Origin of the sequence: Vulcanimicrobium alpinum (assembly GCF_027923555.1) — a bacterium.
Lineage (GTDB): Bacteria > Vulcanimicrobiota > Vulcanimicrobiia > Vulcanimicrobiales > Vulcanimicrobiaceae > Vulcanimicrobium > Vulcanimicrobium alpinum.
This window is the reverse complement of sequence record NZ_AP025523.1, coordinates 1,972,520-1,991,083: the sequence shown is the minus strand read 5'-3', so window position 1 is coordinate 1,991,083 and position 18,564 is coordinate 1,972,520. Positions and strand designations below refer to the sequence as shown.

Annotated in this window: 22 protein-coding genes; 15 read left to right on the top strand and 7 right to left on the bottom strand. The window is 68.4% G+C overall.

Annotated elements, in window-relative coordinates; genetic code table 11:
• Nucleotides 1–24: 24 nt before the first annotated feature.
• Genes WPS_RS10245 through rpsM form a run of 4 tightly spaced genes read left to right on the top strand, consistent with a single transcriptional unit; the run spans nucleotide 25 to nucleotide 2,033 of the window.
• A complete protein-coding gene (locus WPS_RS10245) occupies nucleotides 25–690 on the top strand; it encodes an adenylate kinase (protein ID WP_317994404.1) in 666 nt (221 codons plus the stop codon).
• Nucleotides 687–1,490, top strand: coding sequence for a type I methionyl aminopeptidase (map, locus tag WPS_RS10240; protein WP_317994403.1), 804 nt, complete (start codon nucleotides 687–689; stop codon nucleotides 1,488–1,490). The genes WPS_RS10245 and map overlap by 4 nt, the downstream gene beginning before the upstream one ends.
• Before the next feature lie 49 nt (nucleotides 1,491–1,539).
• Nucleotides 1,540–1,656 carry a 50S ribosomal protein L36 gene (gene rpmJ / locus WPS_RS10235; protein WP_317994402.1) on the top strand — a complete coding sequence of 39 codons (117 nt, stop codon included), beginning with the start codon at nucleotides 1,540–1,542 and terminating at the stop codon, nucleotides 1,654–1,656.
• Nucleotides 1,656–2,033: a 30S ribosomal protein S13 gene (gene rpsM, locus WPS_RS10230; RefSeq protein WP_317994401.1), complete on the top strand. Its 378-nt coding sequence runs from the start codon at nucleotides 1,656–1,658 to the stop codon at nucleotides 2,031–2,033. Before rpmJ ends, rpsM begins: the two co-directional genes overlap by 1 nt.
• Nucleotides 2,034–2,063: 30 nt before the next feature.
• Here the strand turns inward: rpsM and WPS_RS10225 are convergent, their stop codons facing one another.
• Genes WPS_RS10225 through WPS_RS10215 form a run of 3 tightly spaced genes read right to left on the bottom strand, consistent with a single transcriptional unit; the run spans nucleotide 2,064 to nucleotide 4,947 of the window.
• Entirely contained in the window at nucleotides 2,064–2,969 is a 906-nt protein-coding gene (locus WPS_RS10225; protein ID WP_317994400.1) for an NAD-dependent epimerase/dehydratase family protein, read from the bottom strand.
• Nucleotides 2,969–4,240 (bottom strand): nickel pincer cofactor-dependent isomerase, group 22, encoded by a 1,272-nt coding sequence (locus WPS_RS10220; protein WP_317994399.1) that lies wholly within the window; start codon nucleotides 4,238–4,240, stop codon nucleotides 2,969–2,971. Before WPS_RS10220 ends, WPS_RS10225 begins: the two co-directional genes overlap by 1 nt.
• Nucleotides 4,237–4,947, bottom strand: a complete 711-nt coding sequence (locus WPS_RS10215) for a FadR/GntR family transcriptional regulator (protein WP_317994398.1) — start codon at nucleotides 4,945–4,947, stop codon at nucleotides 4,237–4,239. Before WPS_RS10215 ends, WPS_RS10220 begins: the two co-directional genes overlap by 4 nt.
• Before the next feature lie 44 nt (nucleotides 4,948–4,991).
• Between WPS_RS10215 and WPS_RS10210 the strand changes: the two genes are divergently transcribed.
• The 9 genes from WPS_RS10210 to WPS_RS10170 all read left to right on the top strand — a co-directional run bounded on the left by WPS_RS10210 (nucleotide 4,992) and on the right by WPS_RS10170 (nucleotide 13,685).
• Nucleotides 4,992–5,294 (top strand): UxaA family hydrolase, encoded by a 303-nt coding sequence (locus tag WPS_RS10210; protein WP_317994397.1) that lies wholly within the window; start codon nucleotides 4,992–4,994, stop codon nucleotides 5,292–5,294.
• Nucleotides 5,291–6,445: a UxaA family hydrolase gene (locus WPS_RS10205; protein WP_317994396.1), complete on the top strand. Its 1,155-nt coding sequence runs from the start codon at nucleotides 5,291–5,293 to the stop codon at nucleotides 6,443–6,445. The genes WPS_RS10210 and WPS_RS10205 overlap by 4 nt, the downstream gene beginning before the upstream one ends.
• A gap of 34 nt (nucleotides 6,446–6,479) precedes the next feature.
• Entirely contained in the window at nucleotides 6,480–7,637 is a 1,158-nt protein-coding gene (locus tag WPS_RS10200) for an ABC transporter substrate-binding protein (RefSeq protein ID WP_317994395.1), read from the top strand.
• Nucleotide 7,638: 1 nt separating this feature from the next.
• Nucleotides 7,639–8,556: a branched-chain amino acid ABC transporter permease gene (locus tag WPS_RS10195; RefSeq protein ID WP_317994394.1), complete on the top strand. Its 918-nt coding sequence runs from the start codon at nucleotides 7,639–7,641 to the stop codon at nucleotides 8,554–8,556.
• The gene (locus WPS_RS10190; protein ID WP_317994393.1) at nucleotides 8,556–9,539 is read left to right on the top strand and encodes a branched-chain amino acid ABC transporter permease; all 984 of its coding nucleotides are present in this window, start codon (nucleotides 8,556–8,558) and stop codon (nucleotides 9,537–9,539) included. Before WPS_RS10195 ends, WPS_RS10190 begins: the two co-directional genes overlap by 1 nt.
• Nucleotides 9,536–10,351 carry an ABC transporter ATP-binding protein gene (locus WPS_RS10185; protein WP_317994392.1) on the top strand — a complete coding sequence of 272 codons (816 nt, stop codon included), beginning with the start codon at nucleotides 9,536–9,538 and terminating at the stop codon, nucleotides 10,349–10,351. Before WPS_RS10190 ends, WPS_RS10185 begins: the two co-directional genes overlap by 4 nt.
• Nucleotides 10,341–11,087 (top strand): ABC transporter ATP-binding protein, encoded by a 747-nt coding sequence (locus WPS_RS10180; RefSeq protein WP_317994391.1) that lies wholly within the window; start codon nucleotides 10,341–10,343, stop codon nucleotides 11,085–11,087. The genes WPS_RS10185 and WPS_RS10180 overlap by 11 nt, the downstream gene beginning before the upstream one ends.
• Nucleotides 11,088–11,202: 115 nt before the next feature.
• Entirely contained in the window at nucleotides 11,203–12,885 is a 1,683-nt protein-coding gene (gene ilvD, locus WPS_RS10175; RefSeq protein ID WP_317994390.1) for a dihydroxy-acid dehydratase, read from the top strand.
• 2 nt (nucleotides 12,886–12,887) lie between these two features.
• Entirely contained in the window at nucleotides 12,888–13,685 is a 798-nt protein-coding gene (locus WPS_RS10170) for a transporter substrate-binding domain-containing protein (RefSeq protein WP_317994389.1), read from the top strand.
• A 16-nt stretch (nucleotides 13,686–13,701) separates the two neighbouring features.
• Here WPS_RS10170 and WPS_RS10165 read toward each other — a convergent pair whose 3' ends face one another.
• The 4 genes from WPS_RS10165 to WPS_RS10150 form a co-directional block, all read right to left on the bottom strand.
• A complete protein-coding gene (locus WPS_RS10165) occupies nucleotides 13,702–14,415 on the bottom strand; it encodes a multicopper oxidase domain-containing protein (protein WP_317997530.1) in 714 nt (237 codons plus the stop codon).
• 45 nt (nucleotides 14,416–14,460) lie between these two features.
• On the bottom strand, nucleotides 14,461–14,844 hold the full coding sequence (locus tag WPS_RS10160; RefSeq protein WP_317994388.1) for a multicopper oxidase domain-containing protein: 384 nt from the start codon (nucleotides 14,842–14,844) through the stop codon (nucleotides 14,461–14,463).
• A gap of 127 nt (nucleotides 14,845–14,971) precedes the next feature.
• Nucleotides 14,972–15,817, bottom strand: a complete 846-nt coding sequence (locus WPS_RS10155; RefSeq protein WP_317994387.1) for an NAD(P)-dependent oxidoreductase — start codon at nucleotides 15,815–15,817, stop codon at nucleotides 14,972–14,974.
• A gap of 32 nt (nucleotides 15,818–15,849) precedes the next feature.
• The gene (locus WPS_RS10150) at nucleotides 15,850–17,232 is read right to left on the bottom strand and encodes a DUF2079 domain-containing protein (protein ID WP_317994386.1); all 1,383 of its coding nucleotides are present in this window, start codon (nucleotides 17,230–17,232) and stop codon (nucleotides 15,850–15,852) included.
• A 212-nt stretch (nucleotides 17,233–17,444) separates the two neighbouring features.
• Here WPS_RS10150 and rpsK point away from each other — a divergent pair, with 212 nt between their 5' ends.
• Entirely contained in the window at nucleotides 17,445–17,840 is a 396-nt protein-coding gene (rpsK, locus tag WPS_RS10145; protein WP_317994385.1) for a 30S ribosomal protein S11, read from the top strand.
• A gap of 18 nt (nucleotides 17,841–17,858) precedes the next feature.
• Nucleotides 17,859–18,518, top strand: a complete 660-nt coding sequence (gene rpsD / locus WPS_RS10140) for a 30S ribosomal protein S4 (RefSeq protein WP_317994384.1) — start codon at nucleotides 17,859–17,861, stop codon at nucleotides 18,516–18,518.
• Nucleotides 18,519–18,564: the final 46 nt, after the last annotated feature.

The following is an 18,564-nucleotide window of genomic DNA, read 5'->3' as shown; positions in this document are numbered from 1 at the left end:
CTCCATCGCCGTGGAGGCGTTGCCGTGAACTTGATTCTGCTCGGGCCTCCGGGTGCGGGGAAGGGGACGCAGGCGAAGATCCTGGAGGAGCGTTACGGCTACCGCCAGATCTCGACCGGCGATCTTCTGCGCAAGCACGTCCGCGAGGGGACGCCGCTCGGGCAGGAAGCGAAACCGATCATGGAGCGGGGCGAGCTCGTCCCCGACGACCTGATCATCCGCATGATCGAGCCCGAAGCCGAAGGCGGCGGGAAGCTGATCTTCGACGGTTTTCCGCGCACGGTCGCGCAGGCGCAGGCGCTCGATGAGATGCTGCGCCGCAAGCACAAGTCGTCGGTTGCGATCCTCTTCGACGTCGACATCGACGTGCTCACCGACCGGCTCACCGGCCGCTGGACGCATCCCGCGTCGGGTCGCACGTATCACGAACGCTACGCACCGCCGAAGGTCGCCGGAATCGACGATCTCACGGGCGAGGCGCTGATCCAGCGTCCCGACGACAAGGCCGAGACGATCAAGAAACGCCTCGACGAATACGTCGAGAAGACCGCGCCGCTCATCGGCTACTACGACGATCCGAGCGATCCGCGCCTCATGCGCGTGAACGCGCTCGCGCCGATCGGCCAGGTGACGGCGCAGTTGACGGCGCTGATCGAAGGCGACGGCTTTGCTTCGGTGACGGCGCCGTGATCAGCATCAAATCGGCCCGTGAGATCGAGATCATGCGGCGCAGCGGGAAGATCACGTCCAAGACGCTCACCCGCCTCATGCACGCCGCGAAACCCGGCGTCACGACGGCCGAACTCGACCGCATCGCCGATGAGTCGATCCGCTCGATGGGCGGGGTGCCGACGTTCATCGGCTATCAGGGCTACCCGTCGGCGATCTGCACCTCCGTCAACGACGAAGTCGTCCACGGCATGCCGGGCGACCGCGTCCTGCACGAAGGCGATCTGCTCTCGATCGACATCGGGACGACCTTCGAGGGCTACGTCTCCGACTCGGCCGTCACGGTCGCGATCGGCGAGGTCGGCGAGTCCGCGAAGCGGCTGATGCGGATCACGCAAGAGTGCCTGATGCTGGGGATCGCCCAGATGCAGGCCGGCAACCACCTCGGCGACATCGGTTGGGCGGTGCAGCAGCATGCCGAAGCCCACGGGTACGGGGTCGTGCGCAAGCTGGTCGGCCACGGGATCGGCCGCAAGATGCACGAGGATCCGCAGGTCCCCAACTACGGCAAACCCGGCAGCGGGCCGCTGCTGCGCAAGGGGCTCTGCCTGGCCGTCGAGCCGATGATCACCGAGGGCACCTTCGAAGTTGAAACCCTCGACGACGGCTGGACGGTCGTCACCGAGGATGGTAAACTAGCGGCGCACTTCGAGCACACGATCGCGATCACGGACGAAGGTCCGAAGATCCTGACGTTGCGGGACTACGCCGAACACCCCGATGTCGTTCGGTTCCGTCCGGCGGAAGAGGTCGCGGCCTGATCGTGACCCACACCTTCAGCGCGCTCCCTTCCCAGACAAGAGAAACATCATGAAAGTTCGGCCGTCCGTCAAACGCATTTGCGACGGCTGCAAGATCATCCGCCGCGAAGGTAAAGTGCGCGTGATCTGCAGCGTCAACCCCAAGCACAAGCAGGTTCAAGGATAATGGCTCGTATCGCAGGCATCGATCTTCCGCGCGACAAGCGCATCGAGATCGGACTCACCGCCATCTTCGGCATCGGTCTGCCGACCGCGAAGCTGCTCCTCCAGCAGACGGGGGTCAGCCCCGACGTGCGCGTCAAGGATCTGACGAGCGACGACGAGCAGCGCCTGCGCGAGGCGATCGAGACGATGAAGGTCGAGGGCGACCTGCGCCGCGAGATCGCGTCGAACATCAAGCGCCTCACCGACATCGGCTGCTATCGCGGCTTGCGCCACCGTCGCGGCCTTCCGGTCCGCGGTCAGCGCACGAAGACCAACGCGCGCACGCGCAAAGGTCCCAAACGCACCGTCGCCGGCAAGAAGAAAACCACCAAGAAGTAACGGCGCATCACGCTGAGCGCGCCGTCGCGCTCAGCGTGACACCGCGACGCGGTAGAAATCGATCGTGGCGCGAGTGCCGTCGGCGAGCGGGGTGCGCTGGACGCCGGGGAACAGCGCGTGGAGCGGTGCTTCGTCGACTGCGGCGGCGAACATGAGCGGCGCGCCTTCGGCGCGCACCTCGGCACCGGGGATGACGGCGCGGATCGCGGCGAGCACCTCGTCCATCGTCGCGAGTTGGCCTTGCAGGCTGAACACGTGCGCGCCGTCGGGCGTCGCGGTTGCGGCGCGCGCGAAGATGCGCGCGACGTCCTCGACGTAATCCATCCCCGTCGCGCCGGTGAAGCGGATCGCATACGCTTGCCCCTCGGCAGCCGCCCGCATCGCGAGCGTCGGATCGGCCGTGACGCCGATCTCGCGACCGGGCCCGTACACCGTCGCGGGGCGCAAGCCGACGCTGCGGATCCCGGCGTCCTCCCAGTACGCGCGCGCGCAGCCTTCGTTGCAGAGCTTGTACGCGCCGTAGTGCGTGTGCGGTTCGGGATGAAGGCCGTCGTCCGGTCCGAATACCGCCGCGCTCGACGCGTACGCGATCCCGCGCACGCCGGTGCGTTTCGCGGCCTCGAAGACGTGCAGCGTCCCCATGACGTTGATCCGCGCGCCGAGCAGCGGATCGCGGCGCGCCGTCGGGATCAGCACCGCGGCCAGATGCACCACCGCATCGCAGCCGTTCACCGCCGCATCGACCTGCGCGGCGTCGGTGATGTCGCCGTGCACGTGCACGACGCGGCGTCCCGCGCTATGATCCCCGACGATCCGCTCGAAGAGCGTAGCGTCGTCCTGAACGTCGAACGTGCGCACGTCGTGACCGCCCTGGAGCAGGACGCGCGCGGTCCACGCGCCGATGAAGCCGCGGCCGCCGGTGATGAGAACGCGCATCAGGCGTGCGCCAGCGCCGCGCCGAACTGCGTGAGATCGTCACCGTCGAAGTGCAGTGCGGTGGTCGCCTCGCCCGCGACGTAGCGCCCGTCGCGGTCCATTGACTCGATCGCGGCCGGCGAAGCGGCGAACGCATCGATGTGCAGCGTGTCGCGGATGCGCGCGACACGCGCGCTGCGCGCGTCGGAGACGCCCGCCGCGGTCAGCGCGTGCCCGATCGCCTCGCGATCGTGCGCGCACACCACCGGAAGCCGCGCGCCCGCGGGCTGCGCCGCCGTCAGCGCGTTGAGATACGTCGGCACCCAGTCGACGGCATCGGCGAGCCGGCGGGTGCAGAAGTCGGCCAAACCGATCCCGGTCGCGTTCCCTTCCGATTCCGGCGAAAGATCGCGCACGAACAGTTCGCGGATCACCGGGCGCGCCGTCTTCTGCGTGCGGCCGTCGACGCCGCGCCCGGTCACGTTGGTGTCCATCCCCGTTCCCGAGAAATTCTTTCCCATCCGGTCGACGATCAGCAGATCCAGCGCGTCGAACGGAAGGCGCGGGAGCAGGTCGCGTGCGCGCAGCAGCAGCCGCTCTTCGCCGGCGACGATCCCCGCCGTGGGAAACGCCTCGAGCGCGTGCGTTCCGCCGTGATTGTCTTCGACGATGGCCAACCCCGCGACGATCGGCATCCGCGCGAACATCATCGCGGCGACCTCGCGCAGGATCGTCTCGTATCCGTGCTGGGCGAACGCGGCGTGATAGCGCGCCGCACCGATCGCTTTGCCCAGGCCGATCGCGGTCATCTTGATCAGCCCGCTCTCGATGGTCCCGGTGAAATCGGTGTGCGGTTTCACGCGCCCGACGACGACGATCGCGTCGGCGCGCGCGGCATTCGCGTCGCAGACGACGTCGACGCCGCGCGGCGTGCGGCCGACGTCGACGACGTCCATCGCGGCGACGAGCGGTGCGCCGACCGAGGCTTCGGTGACGCCGAGGTGCGCGAGCATCGTCTGCTGGCCCTCGGCCGTACCGCCGCCGTGCGAACCCATCGCGGGGATCAGAAACGGCGTCGCCCCGGCGGGGCGGACTGCGGCGCACGCGCCGCGCAGAATCGCGTCGATCCGTGCGATCCCGCGCGAGCCCGCGGTGACGGCGACGCGCGCGCCGGGCTTCAGACCGGCGCCGGCGAGCACCGGTGCGAGCGCGTCGCGCGCCGCTGCCGTCAGGTCAGCGATCGCGGGGATATCGAGGGTGTCGCGGACCAGCCGTGCATCGATCGCGTTCATCGTTCCTCCGAGAGTGAGATGACGTCGCGCTGGGTTTGCGCGAGATGTGCGCGCATCGCGGTCCGCGCGCCTTCTGCGTCGTGCCGCACCACGGCAGCCGCGATCGTCTCGTGATCGGCAAGGGCACGCTCCAGGACGCCGGGGATCGCGTCGGTGAGGGCCTGCGCGTACGAGAGTAGCTCGTGCATCGGCTGCGTCATCCGTTCGAGCACCCGGTTGCGGGCCGCGTGGAGCAACGCGAGGTGGAAGGCGGAGTCGCCGGTGACGAAGCGCGGCGGATCGTCCACCGCGCCGCGCATCACGTCCAGCGCTCCTTCGAGCGCGAGGTGTTCATTGCGTCCGCCGCGCTGGGCGGCGAGCGCGGCGACCTCGCATTCGACGATCGTGCGCGCTTCGAGGAGATCGTGAAGCACCGCTGCGCTCGGACCGCGCCCGCGCAGCACCGCCAGCACGGCGGGATCGAGCGGATCCCAGCGATCCGGCGCCGTGACGCGCGTTCCCGAACCGTGCCGCACCTCGACCAGCCCCTTGGCGCCGAGGACGCGCAGCGCTTCGCGGACGACCGAACGCGAGACGCCGAAACGCGCGCTCATCTCCGGTTCGGTCGGCAGCAGGTTCCCGGGCGAAAGCTCGCCGCCGGCGATCATCCGGACCAGCGCGTCGACGACGTGCGAGTGGAGCCGGCGCGGTGCGGCGATGGCGTCCATGGCGGCAGGACTTGTCCGATCACCTGACGATTCCTAGCGCGCACATGCCGCTTGCAGCCGACGGCTCCGCCCTGCGCCTGAAAGAGGACGACGACGTCGCAGTCGCGCTGCGTCCGCTCGCGCCGGGCGCCGCGGTGACGTTCGGCGGCGAGACGGTCGTCGTCGCGGCGCAGATCCCCACCGGCCACAAGTTCGCGACGCGGCCGATCGCCGGCGGCGCGCTGATTCGCAAATACGGCCAAGTCACCGGTCGCGCGACGGGCGCGATCGCAACCGGCGAGCACGTGCACGTCCACAACGTCGAGGGAACGCGCGGACGCGGCGATCTCGCGGAGGCACCATCATGACGTTCATGGGATACCGGCGCGCCAACGGCGCGATCGGCGTGCGCAACCACGTGCTCGTCCTGCCCTCGGTGATGTGCGCGAACCACGTCGTCGAATTGATCGGACGGAAAGTCCCCGACGTCGTCACCGTGCAGCATCCGACCGGGTGCTCGCAGGTCGGGGCCGACTTCGAACAGACGAAGCGCACGATGGCGGGGTTCGCGTCGAATCCGAACGTCGGCGCGGTGCTGGTCGTCGGACTTGGCTGCGAGACGAACGAATCGAAAGCCCTGGCCGCCGAGATCGCCGCGCGCGGACAACGCGTCGAGGTGATCGGGATTCAGGAGTGCGGCGGAACGACCGCAACGATCGCGCGCGGCGTCGAGCTCGCGCGAGACTTACTGCGCGAAACCGCGCAGCACGAGCGTACCGCGTGTCCGGTCAGCGCGCTGATCGTCGGCACCGAATGCGGCGGGAGTGACGGTTTCTCGGGGATCACGGCGAATCCGGCGCTCGGCTATGCCAGCGATCGCGTCGTCGCCGAAGGCGGCACCGTCATCCTCGCCGAGGTGCCGGAGCTCGTCGGCGCGGAGCATCTGCTCGCGGAGCGCGCCGCCGAACCGGTCGCGGCGAAGCTGTACGAGATGGTCGAACGCGTCGAAGCGCGCGCACGCGCGATGCACGTCGACATGCGCTACGGCAACCCCACGCAGGGCAACATCGCGGGCGGCTTGACCACGATCGAGGAGAAATCGCTCGGCGCCGCGTACAAGGGCGGTTCGACCGCGCTGCGCGAGGTGGTCGAGTACGCCGAACGGCCGAGCGAACGCGGTCTTATCGTGATGGACACGCCGGGCCAGGACATCGAGCAGCTCACCGGGATGGTCGCCGGCGGCGCGCAGGTCGTCGTCTTCACCACGGGACGCGGGACGCCGACCGGCTCGCCGATCGCGCCGGTGATCAAGGTGGCGACGAACTCGTCGGTGTTCGCGTCGATGCGCGAGAACATGGACGTCAACGCGGGCGCGATCGTCGAAGGGACGCGCACGCTGGAAGAGGTGGGCGACGAGATCTTCGGGTGGATCGTCGACGCCGCAAACGGGCGCGAGCCCGCAGCGGAAGTCTTGGGCTTCCGCGACTTCGCCATCAATCGCATCGGACCGTCGTTCTAGCCGACGAGGTCCTCATCGAAGGGAGCGTGCGTTCGTGAAACTCGACCGGAAGAACTTTCTTGCTGCGGGAGGTGCGGCCGCCGCAGCCGCCTCGTTCGGATTTCCCGCCGTCGTCCGCGCGGCCGGCGAGCCGATCCGGCTCGGCGGCATCCCGTGTTTGACGGGTTCGAACGCGCTGCTCGGACAGCAGGAGCACGAGGGGCTCACGCTCGCGATCGAAGAGATCAACGCGCGCCCGGGCAAAGTCTACGACGATCGGCCGTTCGAACTGGTCGAAGAAGACGCGACCAACGACAATCAGTCGGCGGTATCGGCACTCAACAAACTGCTCGGCGAGAACGTCGTGGCGATCGTCTGTCCGGTGCTCTCGACGCAAGTGCAGGCGATGGCCCCGGTGATGAAGACGCACGAGATCCCGTGGATGACGGGCGGCACGGCGGTCAAGAACACCCAGCTCGGCGTCACCAGCATGTTCCGTCTGCGCGCCTCCGACGGCATCACCGCCGCGGCGATGACGAACTTCGCCGTGAAGGAGAAGAAGGCGAAGAAGATCGCGATCATGCACGCGAGCGACGCGTTCGGAACCGGCGGCGCCGACCAGATCGTGCAGAACCTGCAGAAGCTCGGGATGACGCCGGTCGCCAACGAGCAGTATCCCAAAGACGCGAAAGATTTCACCGCCGAGATCCTCAAGGTGAAGCAGTCGGGCGCCGACGCGCTGCTGATGTACATTCAGAACCCCAGCGACACCGCGATCATCCTCAAGCAGATCCGCTCGCTCGGCCTCTCGATCCCGATCGTCGGCTCGCCGTCGCTCGCGAACCAGACCGCGATGGAGACTGCCGGAAAGGACGCGAACGGCGCGTACTCGGCGGTCGACTTCATCGTCGGCTTCAACTCCAACAAGGCGACGCATTTCCTGACGGCGTTCTACCGCAAGTTCCATCATCAGCCCGACGTCGGCACCGGTTCGGGCTGGGTGTACGACGCGGTCTACATGCTCGCCGACACGTACCGTAAGCAGAAGTCGACCGATCCCGCCAAGACGATCGCGTCGCTCAAGGCGGTGAAGAACTGGGAAGGCGTCCTCGGCACGTTCGACGCCGACGGCGAAGGCAACATGGTGCACTCGGTGTCGATCGGGCAGATCGCCGACCAGAAGCTGCACCTGGTGAAGAAGGTCACCGGCTGAGATGCACGTCGATCCGGTCGCCAACCTGCAATTGCTCGTCAGCGGCTTGGCGATCGGGTCGATCTACGCCCTCGTCGCGCTGGGCTTCGTACTGATCTACAACGCCGTCGGCGTCGTCAACTTCGCGCAGGGCGAGTTCGTGATGTTTCCGTCGTACGTCGCGGTGTCGTTTCTGCTTCCGGCGACCACGGTGTTCGGAACGGTCGTGCACTGGCAGCTCCCGGTGCTCGCCGTCTACGCGCTCGTCCTCATGCTGATGGTGGGCTTCGGCCTGCTCTTCAATCGGATCGCCTACTACCCGCTGCGCGAGCGGGGCTGGCTGCCGGTCGTGATCTCCACGATCGGCGTCTCGATCTTTCTGCGCAACGCGGCGCAGCTGACGTGGGGGAGTCAGCCGATCGTGATGCCGAGCCTCTTCACGGTCGACACGATCGCGCTCGGGCCGCTGCACATCCGCCCGCAGGACGTGCTGATCATCGGCGTCACCGCGCTGCTCATCGTGTTTCAGTACGTGCTGTTCGAACGCACGACGCTGGGCAAGCAGATGCGGGCGACGGCGCAGGACCGCGCGACCGCGCGGCTGGTCGGGATCCGGGTCGGCCGCATCGTCGCGATCACCTTCGTCTACAGCGCGCTGCTCGGGACGATCTCGGGGCTGCTCGTCGCGCCGCTCTTCACCGTCACCAAGGAGATGGGGGCGCTCATCGCGCTCAAGGCGTTCGCCGCCAGCATCGTCGGCGGGTTCGGGAGCATCCCCGGCGCGATCGTCGGCGGCCTGACGATCGGCGTGATCGAGACGTTCGGCGGCTTCTACGTCTCGTCGTCGTACGTCGACGCCATCGCGTTCGTGATCCTCATCGCGGTGCTGCTGGTGCGTCCGTCGGGACTGTTCGGCGAACGCGTCGCGGAGAAGGCGTGATGTCGCGCAAGACGCTCGGGGTCGGCCTGGTGATCGTCGCGGTCGCGCTCGTCCCGTTGGTCGTGCGCTCCGACTACGTGCTCAACGTCATGGGGCTCGCGGGGATCTACGCCATCGCGGTGATGGGTTTGGGGATCCTGCTCGGCTTCACGGGGCAGATGTCGCTCGCGCAGGCGGCGTTCTTCGGGATCGGCGCCTACACCTCAGGGTGGATTACGACGCATCTGGGCTGGCCGGTGTGGGGCGCGATGGCGCTGGCGGTGGTGATGAGCGCGCTGATCGGCTTGGTCGTCGGCTATCCATGCCTGCGGCTCTCCGGGCACTACCTCGCGCTCGCCACGATCGGCTTCGGGATCATCACTCAGCTCGTGCTGATCAACTGGAAGGACGTCACCAACGGCAGCGACGGGATGACCGGGATTCCGCCGCCGCAGATCGGCGGTTTCGTCTTCGACACCTACGGCCGTTACTATTACGTCGTGCTCGTCGCGGTGATCTTCTGCGCGTACGTGGCGTGGCGGATCAAGACGACGCGGGTGGGACGTGCGCTCGAAGCGATCCGCGAGAACGAGATCGCCGCGCGCGCGACGGGGATCGACGCGACGCGCTACAAGATCACCGCGTTCGTCCTCGCCGGCGCATACGCCGGCCTCGCCGGAAGCCTGCTCGCGCACGACATCAAGTTCATCAGCCCAGACTCGTACTCGTTCGATCAGTCCGTCGTGTTTCTGGTGATGCTGATCCTCGGCGGTTCGTCGTCGATCACCGGCGCGATCCTCGGCGCGGTATTGCTGACCGTTTTACCCGAGGTTCTGCGGCCGCTCAAATCGTCGTACATCATGGTCTACGGGGCGGCGGTGATCGCGATGATCGTCTTCATGCCGCGCGGTCTCGTCGGGCTGCTCGAGGCGGCACGGCGGCGGACCGCGCGACGCGGACCGCCGCCGCTGGGCGCCCCGGCGCCGGCGCCGGAGGCCGCATGAACGGACTCGGAGAGGCGGCGAACGCGATCGCCGCATCGGAGAGCGGGCTGCTCGAGATCCGCGGGCTGATCAAGCGCTTCGGCGGCGTCACCGCCGTCAACGCGCTCGACATGACGGTGCGCGGCGGCGACGTGCACGCGCTCATCGGGCCGAACGGTTCCGGAAAGACGACGACGCTCAACGTCATCTCGGCGCTCTACCATGCCGACGGCGGGTCGATCCGGTTCGACGGCGCGCAGCTCGTCGGAATGCCCTCGCACGCGATCGCGAAAGCCGGGATCGCCCGCACGTTTCAGAACATCCGCCTCTTCGGCGAGCTGAGCGTCGTCGAGAACGTGATGATCGGGCGCCACGTGCGCACGCACGCCGGGTTTCTCTCGGCGCTCGTTCCGGGCGGCGCCACGGCGCGCGAGGAACGCGCGACGCGCGCAAGCGCGCAGGAACTGCTCGCGTTCGTCGGGCTCGACGGCGCCGGCGACGCGACGGCGCGCAGTCTGCCCTACGGCGATCAGCGCCGCGTCGAGATCGCGCGCGCGCTCGCGAGCGAGCCGCGCCTGCTGCTCCTCGACGAGCCGGCGGCCGGGATGAACCCCACGGAGACCGACACGCTCATCGCGCTGCTGCGCCGCATCCGGGAGCTCGGCACGACGCTGTTGCTGATCGAGCACGACATGAATCTCGTGATGTCGGTGAGCGACCGCATCACCGTCCTCAACTTCGGTCAGCACATCGCGGAGGGCCCGCCCGATGCGATCGCGCGCAACCCCGACGTCATCACTGCCTACCTCGGCGGAACGCTCGATGCTGCTTGAGCTGCGCGACCTCGTCACGCGCTACGGCGCGGTCGAGGCCCTGCACGGGATCGCGCTCGACGTCGGCGCCGCCGAGATCGTCGCCCTGCTCGGCGCGAACGGTGCCGGGAAGAGCACGACGCTCAAGACGATCTCCCGCGTGATCGCGCCGGCGAGCGGGACCGTTACCTTCGACGGACGCTCGCTCGACGGCCTCACCCCCGAGGACGTCGTCGCGCTCGGGATCGCGCACGTCCCCGAGGGACGGCGCATCTTCCCCGGGCTCACCGTGCTCGACAACCTGCGATTGGGCGCGACGCCCCGCCGCGCGACGCGCGCCGAGATCGATCGCGATCTCGACGCGGTGATCGAGCTCTTCCCGAAACTGCGCACGCTCGCGACGAAACTCGGCTGGACGCTCTCGGGCGGCGAACAGCAGATGCTCGCGATCGCGCGCGGTCTGATGGCGAAGCCGCGTCTGCTGCTGCTCGACGAACCGTCGCTCGGCCTCGCGCCGCTCATCGTCACCGGCGTCATGGAGACGATCGCACGGATCGCCCGCGAAGGGACGACGGTGCTGCTGGTCGAGCAGAACGCGCACCTCGCCCTGCAGATCGCGAACCGCGCCTACGTTCTCGAAACCGGCCGCGTCGCGCTGAGCGGCCCCGCCTCCGATCTGCTTACCAGCGACGAGATGCGCCGCGCCTACCTCGGCAGCGCCGTCCGCACCCGTCACGCCGAGCCCACCTCACCCTGAACTTCGTCACCTTGAGCTTGTCGAAGCGCCGTCCCCCAACGTGCGCGTCGTCGGCTGCCCTTCGACGGGCTCAGGGTGACGGAGGCAGTCTCCCAACCGCGAGGAACACCTCCGCATGAACGGTCACGGTTACGATGCGAAAGCCCGCAGCGCGGCGATCACGAACGGACGCGACCGCGCACCGGCGCGCTCGATGCTCAAGGCGATCGGCTTCGGCGACGACGATCTGCGCAAACCGATCGTCGGCATCGCGAATACCTGGATCGGCACGATGCCGTGCGGCTACAACCTGCGCGAGGTCGCGCAGCACGTCGCGCAAGGGATTCGCGACGCCGGCGGGACGCCGATGGAGTTCAACACGATCGCGATCTCCGACGGGATCACGATGGGCACCGAAGGGATGAAAGCGTCGCTCGTCTCGCGCGAAGTGATCGCCGACTCGATCGAACTCACCGGGCGCGGCTACGCCCTCGACGCGATCGTCGCGCTCTTCGCCTGCGACAAGACCGGGCCCGGCGCGGCGATGGGGCTGATGCGCCTCGACGTCCCCGCGGTGATGCTCTACGGCGGCTCGATCAAACCGGGGCGCGTCGACGGCAAGGATCTCACCGTCGGCGACGTGTTCGAAGCCGTCGGCGCGCATGCCGCCGGCAAGATCGACGACGCGATGCTCAAGCGCATCGAAGACCATGCCTGCCCGGGCGTCGGCGCGTGCGGCGGCCAGTTCACCGCCAACACGATGGCGACGTGCTTCGAGTTTCTTGGGCTCTCGCCGGTCGGCAGCGCGTCGCCGCCCGCCGACGATCCGCGCAAAGCGAAAGAAGGCTATCGCGCCGGCACGCTGGTGATGGACCTGCTGCGCCGCGGCGTCACGCCGCGAGCGCTGGCGACGCGCGCCGCGTTCGAGAACGCGATCGCCGCCGCCGCGGGGACCGGCGGCTCGACGAACAGCGTGCTTCACCTGCTCGCGATCGCGCACGAAGCCGACGTCCCGCTGACGATCGACGATTTCGATGCGATCTCGCGGCGCACGCCGATCATCGCCGACCTTCGCCCGGGCGGACGCTACGTCGCCACCGACGTCGACGCGGCGGGCGGCATTCAATTGATCGCGCGGCGGATGATCGAAGGCGGCCTCGCCGACGGCGGGATCGCGACCGTCACCGGACGCACCCTCGCCGAAGAGACCGCGGACGTCCGCGAGACGCCGGGCCAGCAAGTCATCGCGACCGCCGAGAAGCCGTTCAAGGCGCACGGCGGCCTGGTGATCCTGCGCGGCAACATCGCTCCCGACGGCGCCGTCGTGAAGATCGCCGGACACGAACCCGAATCGCTGCGCGGCCGCGCGCGCGTTTTCGACCGCGAGGAAGACGCGATGCACGCCGTCGACCGCCGCGAGATCGTCGCCGGCGACATCGTCGTTATCCGGTACGAAGGACCGAAAGGCGGCCCGGGGATGCGCGAGATGCTCGGCGTGACCGGCGCGATCGTCGGGCAAGGGCTGGGCGGCGACGTCGCGCTGATCACCGACGGCCGTTTCAGCGGCGCGACGCGCGGGCTGATGGTCGGTCACATCGCTCCGGAAGCATTCGTCGGCGGACCGATCGCGCTGATCCGCGACGGCGACACGATCGTCATCGACATCGAGAACCGCAAGCTCAACGTGCTCGTCTCCGACGACGAGCTCGCGACGCGCCGCGCCGCGTGGCAGGCACGTCCGCCGCACTACACCCGCGGCGTCTTCGGCAAGTACGCGAACGAGGTCGGCTCGGCGGCGCTCGGTGCGGTGACGAGCTGACGATGCGGCGTCTCGGATTTCTGAGCGGCGTCGCCGCCGCGCTCGCCGTCCCGCCGCTCCTCGCGGCCGCCGACGGCGCGAACGGGACGCTGCGGGTCGGCCTCACCGGCGACTACAAACCGTACTCGTACCTGGCGCCCGACGGCACGTGGTCGGGGCTCGACGTCGACATCGCGCGCATGCTGGCGAAGGAGCGCGGCGCAGAACTCGCCATCGTCAAGACGAGTTGGCCCTCGATGACCGCCGACCTCGTGCGGGATGCGTTCGACCTCGCGATGGGCGGCGTCTCGCGCGACGATCGCCGCGCGCTGGCGGGTCTGCTCAGCGCGCCGTACATGGTCGACGGGAAGGTCGCGCTCGTGCGCGCCGCCGATCGCGCCCGGTATCGCAGCCTCGACGATCTCGATGTCCCGCCGACCCGCGTGGCGGTCAACCCGGGCGGGACGAACGAGACGTTCGTGCGCACGCATTTCACCCGCGCGCGCATCGACGTCGTCCCCACGAACCTGTCGATCCCGGGGCTGGTCGCCGACGGCAAAGACGACGTGATGATCACCGACGGCGTGGAGGCGTCGCTCGCGGCGAATGCGGACGCGCGCCTCGCCGTGCTCGATCCGGTGCACCCGTACACGCGGATCGAGAAGGTCTATTTCATCAGCAAGGCCGAGCCGGAACTCCTCGCGTTCGTGAACGAGCGGATCGCGCGCTGGGAACGTGACGGGACGTTCGCCGCGCTGCGCACGCGATGGGTCGGCTCGAACGCCAACAATCCCTCGCAGCGTTCGGCCGCTTCGTCGTAACCGCTCCGGCCGGTCGTCAGCGGTGCATCGCGGCCATCGCCATCGGTGCAGGCTTCTTCGGCGCGTGCTTCGCCGCCGTCGAGCGCGCCGGAAGAACCTTGAACAGTTCGACCATCCCGCTGGATTGATGTCCCGGGAAGTGGCAGTGGAAGAGCCACACGCCGGGGTTGTCGGGGATCATGTCGGCGGTCTGCATCGACGCCGGCTGGATCGAGAGCGTATCGGTGCGCATCCCCATCGAGAGCAGCGACTGCCCGTGCCAGTGCGGCGTGTGGTTCTCGAAATCGTTGTCGGCGTCACCCATCGCGTACCAGCGCACGCGGTCGCCGACGCGCATCGTCGGCATCGGCATGTTGCCGAACGCGTAGCCGTTGATGTCGAAGCGCAGGTTGTCGTTGATCCAGCCGCGGCGCTTGGGGTCGGCTTTGTCGGGCTCGCGCGCGAACTTCTTCACGTTGTCCATGATGTACCAGCTGTCGCTCTCGCTGTTGATCCCGTACATCGTCACGAACTCGCGCTCGACGTCTTTCGGCGATCCGTCGGCGCGCGCCATCCCCTTGCGCGTGACGATGATCGTCCCCATCAAGCCGCTGGCGACGTCGTGCTCCTCGTCGACATGCGAGTGGTACATCCACGCGACCGAACTCGGGTCGGCCGGCCCCGGCCCGGCGCGGTCCGGGACCGCGTAGGTGTAGACGCGCGTCCCGTGCGGCGGGACCCCGCCTTCCATCACGCCGCCGGGCGTCAGATACGGCGCGCCCTCGGAGCCTTTGTCTTAGCGGACGCCGTGCGCGTGGATGCTGTACGGACGGGTCGCGTTGTTGCGGAACACGATCCGGATCGAGTCGCCGACCTCGGCGCGCACGATCGGCCCGAGGTAGCCGAGATACTGTTCTTCCGCCTTGCGCGGCTTGAGGTGCGCGAACGTCGCGTCGGTGTATTCGCGATAGAGCGCCTTGATGAAGGTATTGCCGGGCGTGTCGGGCGGCGGCGTCGGAAGGACCTGTCCCTTGATCATGTCCTTGCCGAGCGGCAAGTAGTTCCACTCGACCTCGTCCGCCGCGATGTAGTACGTCCGCACCTTGGCGGATGCCGCCGTCGGCACGACGGCAGCGCACAGCAGCGCCAGCACCGGGAGCGCGAAAATCAGGCTACGCATCGTAACCTCGCGTAAAGAGAACCAGGGCCCCCGGTAACCACCCGACCCGTGCTCTCGCGTTACGACGCAAGCGCCACTTTGACCCCTTGCGTTCGATTGGGGCTTTCGTCCCTCTGCGCGCGCGCCGTCAGCCCCGGCTGCCGATGACCCCGACGTCCTCGCTCCCGTGTCCGGCGGCGATATAACGGTCCATCAGCGTCGCGACGGCCGGCACGACGTCGAGTTTCTCGCCGTGACGCGCCGCCTCGTCCATCATCAGGCGCAGATCCTTGCGCGCCATCGTCAACTCGAAGTTGGCGGGCGTGAACACGCCCTCCGACATCGCTTTGCCGCGCACCCCGACCGAGTTGCCGGGGTTGAACTCGTTGAACAGCGTGTACGCGTCCTGCGGTTCGATTCCGAGCGAGCGGCCCAGACGGAACATGTCGGCGATCCCGCCGCCGATCACCAGCAGCATCAAGTTGCCGAACAGCTTGAACGCCGCGGCGCGCGCCGGATCGTCGCCGAGGTCGACCACCTTGCCGGTCATGTTCTCAAAGCGCGGACGCACGCGTTCGCGCACTTCGGGCGCGCCCGAGACCAGCATCAGCCCTGTCGCGTCGCGGGCGTTTTTCGGGCCCATAAACACCGGCGCGTGCACGAAGGTGCGTCCCCGCTGCTTCCAGCGCGCGACGCGCTCGGCGGTGGGCGTCGGCGCGGTCGTCGTGTGGTCGGCGATGAATGCCGTCGACAGGATGACCTCGGCGAGCGGCTCGAGCACCGCGTCGACGGCGGCATCGTCGCTCAGCGTGAGATGGATCTCCGAGGCGCCGCGTGCCGCGTCGGCGGGGTTGTCGAACACCTTCGCCCCGTCGGCTTCGAGCGCGCGGGCCTTGTCGAGGGTGCGGTTCCAGACGTGGACGGTCTCCCCGTTCTCGATCAGCTTGCGGACGAACCCTGAACCGAGCAGACCCGTGCCGAAATACGCAATCACTGTGAATCTCCTTCGCGGCGTTGATACCCGCGTCAACGTGATGCGGGTTGCGCGTGCACGTACGCCGCGACGCTGCCGCGGCGGCACGCCTCGCGATAGGCGCCGCGCGCGACGCGTTCGCGCACGCGCGGCAGCACGACCGATGCGAACGTGGTGTTGGGATAGTCGTCCGCGACGACGAGCCAGTCGGCGTCGGGCGGATCGTCGCCCAGCACCATCGCACGCGGGCGCTCGGCCGAGACGGCGGTGTACCACTCGTCGTGCGTCGCGACCGGTGCGTCGCGAGGAACGCATGCCAGCGCGGCACGCGCATCGGCTAGCGCATGATACGAGGGCGTCAGATAATGCAGCGGATGAAGGGGGCTGAACGCGATCAGCACGATCGCGGAGAGGGCGAATGCGGCCGTCGTCCAGCGGCGCTGCTCGCGCAGCAGCGCGATCCCGCCGGCGAACGCGATCAGCAGCCACGGGATCCACAGGGCGGCATAGTGCTCGCCCATCCGCCACACGAGGCCGCTGTTGGCGAGCAGCACGATCGCGAATCCCGGCAGGGCGAGAACCGCCAGTCGCGAGCGTAGCGGGACGAACGCCAGCGGGACGAGCGCCTCGAGGACGTACGTCAGGCGTCCGAAGGTGAAGATCGCCAGCGCGAAAGCGATCGGGTGCGTGAAAGGCGCGAGCGCGAGCTCGAGCGGACCGTGCGCGAACGGATACTGATAGAAGTGCGAGGGCGGCCAAGAGCCGACGCGCGGGATCACGACCAAAACGTAGGTTGCCGCCGACCCGATCGCGAGCGCGGAGGTCGCCAAGGCGGCGACGGCCCGCGGCCGCTCACCGCGAACGAACATCGCGATGCCAGTCCCGATGCCGAGCAGCGCGAGTTCGAGGCAGACGTCCTCGCGCAGCCCCGCGAGCAGGACTGCGCAGACCGCGAGCCATCCCCAGGCGCGCCGCTGCAGCGCGAGCCACCAGCCCAGCGCCAACGGCGCCATCAGTCCGAGGTCGCGGAACTCGCCGAATCCGACCGCGACCAGCGGAGGGTAGACCAGCGCGACCGCCCCGATACGGTCGGCGACGTTCGGCTCGAACCGTCCCCGTCCGAAGCCGCAACGCGCGACCGCGCTGAGTAGCGGCGCGCAGGCGACGGTCGCGAGCGCCAGGATCGCCTGCAGGACCCAGACGCTGCGGGTGAGCGCCAATGCCGGCCACAGCAGCACCAGGGTCGGCGACCAATGGAAGCGGTAGTGGGTCGTCCGCTCGACGCCATTCTCCATCGGGCCGAGCGCATCCAGGACGACCTGCACGAAGGTCCCGGTGTCGGCGCCGTAGCTCCAGTCGGCGACGCGGACCGCCGCGAGCGCGGCCAGCACGGCGAACGCGACCCCGGTCCAGATGAGCAGGCGGCGGGACGGCACGCCCGCCGGTTCTCCCGCGCTTGCACCGGACCTTCGCGCATGGTAAAGTAGGTCGTTGTCTCTCCCCCGGAGGGATACGCGCCCGCGTGCGCCCCCCGCTTTCGCCGAGCGGTACGGACTCGAGGTCGGAGTGCTCGCGATGCGAGGGCTGCCGGTCGAGGCGACGACACCGGCCGTGCCGGACAGGATAAACCCCAGAGAGCAGTTTTCGTTTGGCCGCGAAGAAGCAGACCAAGACGCGCAAGAAGCGCGAGTTCAAAAACGTCGGATCGGGCGTCGCCCACATCCACTCGTCGTTCAACAACACGATCGTGACGATTACCGACAACACGGGATCGACGATCGCCTGGGCGAGCGCCGGCAACCTCGGGTTCAAGGGCTCGAAGAAGTCGACGCCGTTCGCCGCGCAGATGGCCGCCGAGGCGGTCGCGCGCAAGGCGATGGAGCACGGCATGAAGACCGCTGAGGTCTACGTCAAGGGCCCGGGCGCCGGCCGCGAGGCTGCGATCCGCTCGCTGCAGGCCGCCGGCCTGGAGATCACCCTGATCAAAGACGTCACCCCGATCCCGCACAACGGCTGCCGCCCGCCGAAGCGCCGGCGCGTGTAACGGAGTTATAGGAAAAAGATGTCCCGCTACACCGAAGCCGTGTGCCGCCTCTGCCGCCGCGAAACCGCGACGTCCAAGACCGGCGAGAAGATCAAACTGTTTCTCAAGGGCGACCGCTGCCTCTCCAAAAAGTGCGCGGTCGAACGCCGCGGCACCGCGCCGGGTCAGAAGACGCAGAACACCAAGACGCGTCAGAAGATCTCCGAGTACGGCCGCCAGCTCCGCGAGAAGCAGAAGATGCGCCGTTACTACGGCGTGCTCGAAACGCAGTTCCAGAACTACTTCCGCGAAGCGCAACGCGTGAAGGGCCAGACCGGCGCGACGTTCCTGCAATTGCTCGAACGCCGTCTCGACAACGTCGTCTACCGGCTCAACCTCGCGGCGAGCCGCGCGCAGGCGCGCCAGCTCGTGACGCATCGCCACTTCCGCGTGAACGGCCGCTTGGTCAACATCCCGTCGTTCATCGTGAAGGCCGGCGACGTGATCTCGATCGGCGAGACCTCGCAGAAGTCCGACCTGTTCCAAGCCGCGATCGAAACCGCGAAGGCTCGTCGCCATCCCGAATGGCTCGAGTTCTCCGAGACCGACAACACCGCCAAGGTGCTGGCGCTCCCCTCGCGCGAGCAGATCGACACCCCCGTCGACGAGCAGCTCATCGTCGAATACTACTCGCGCTAGTCACCCGGTCACGCTGACCGACACTCCACCGCTAGGCGTACGATCG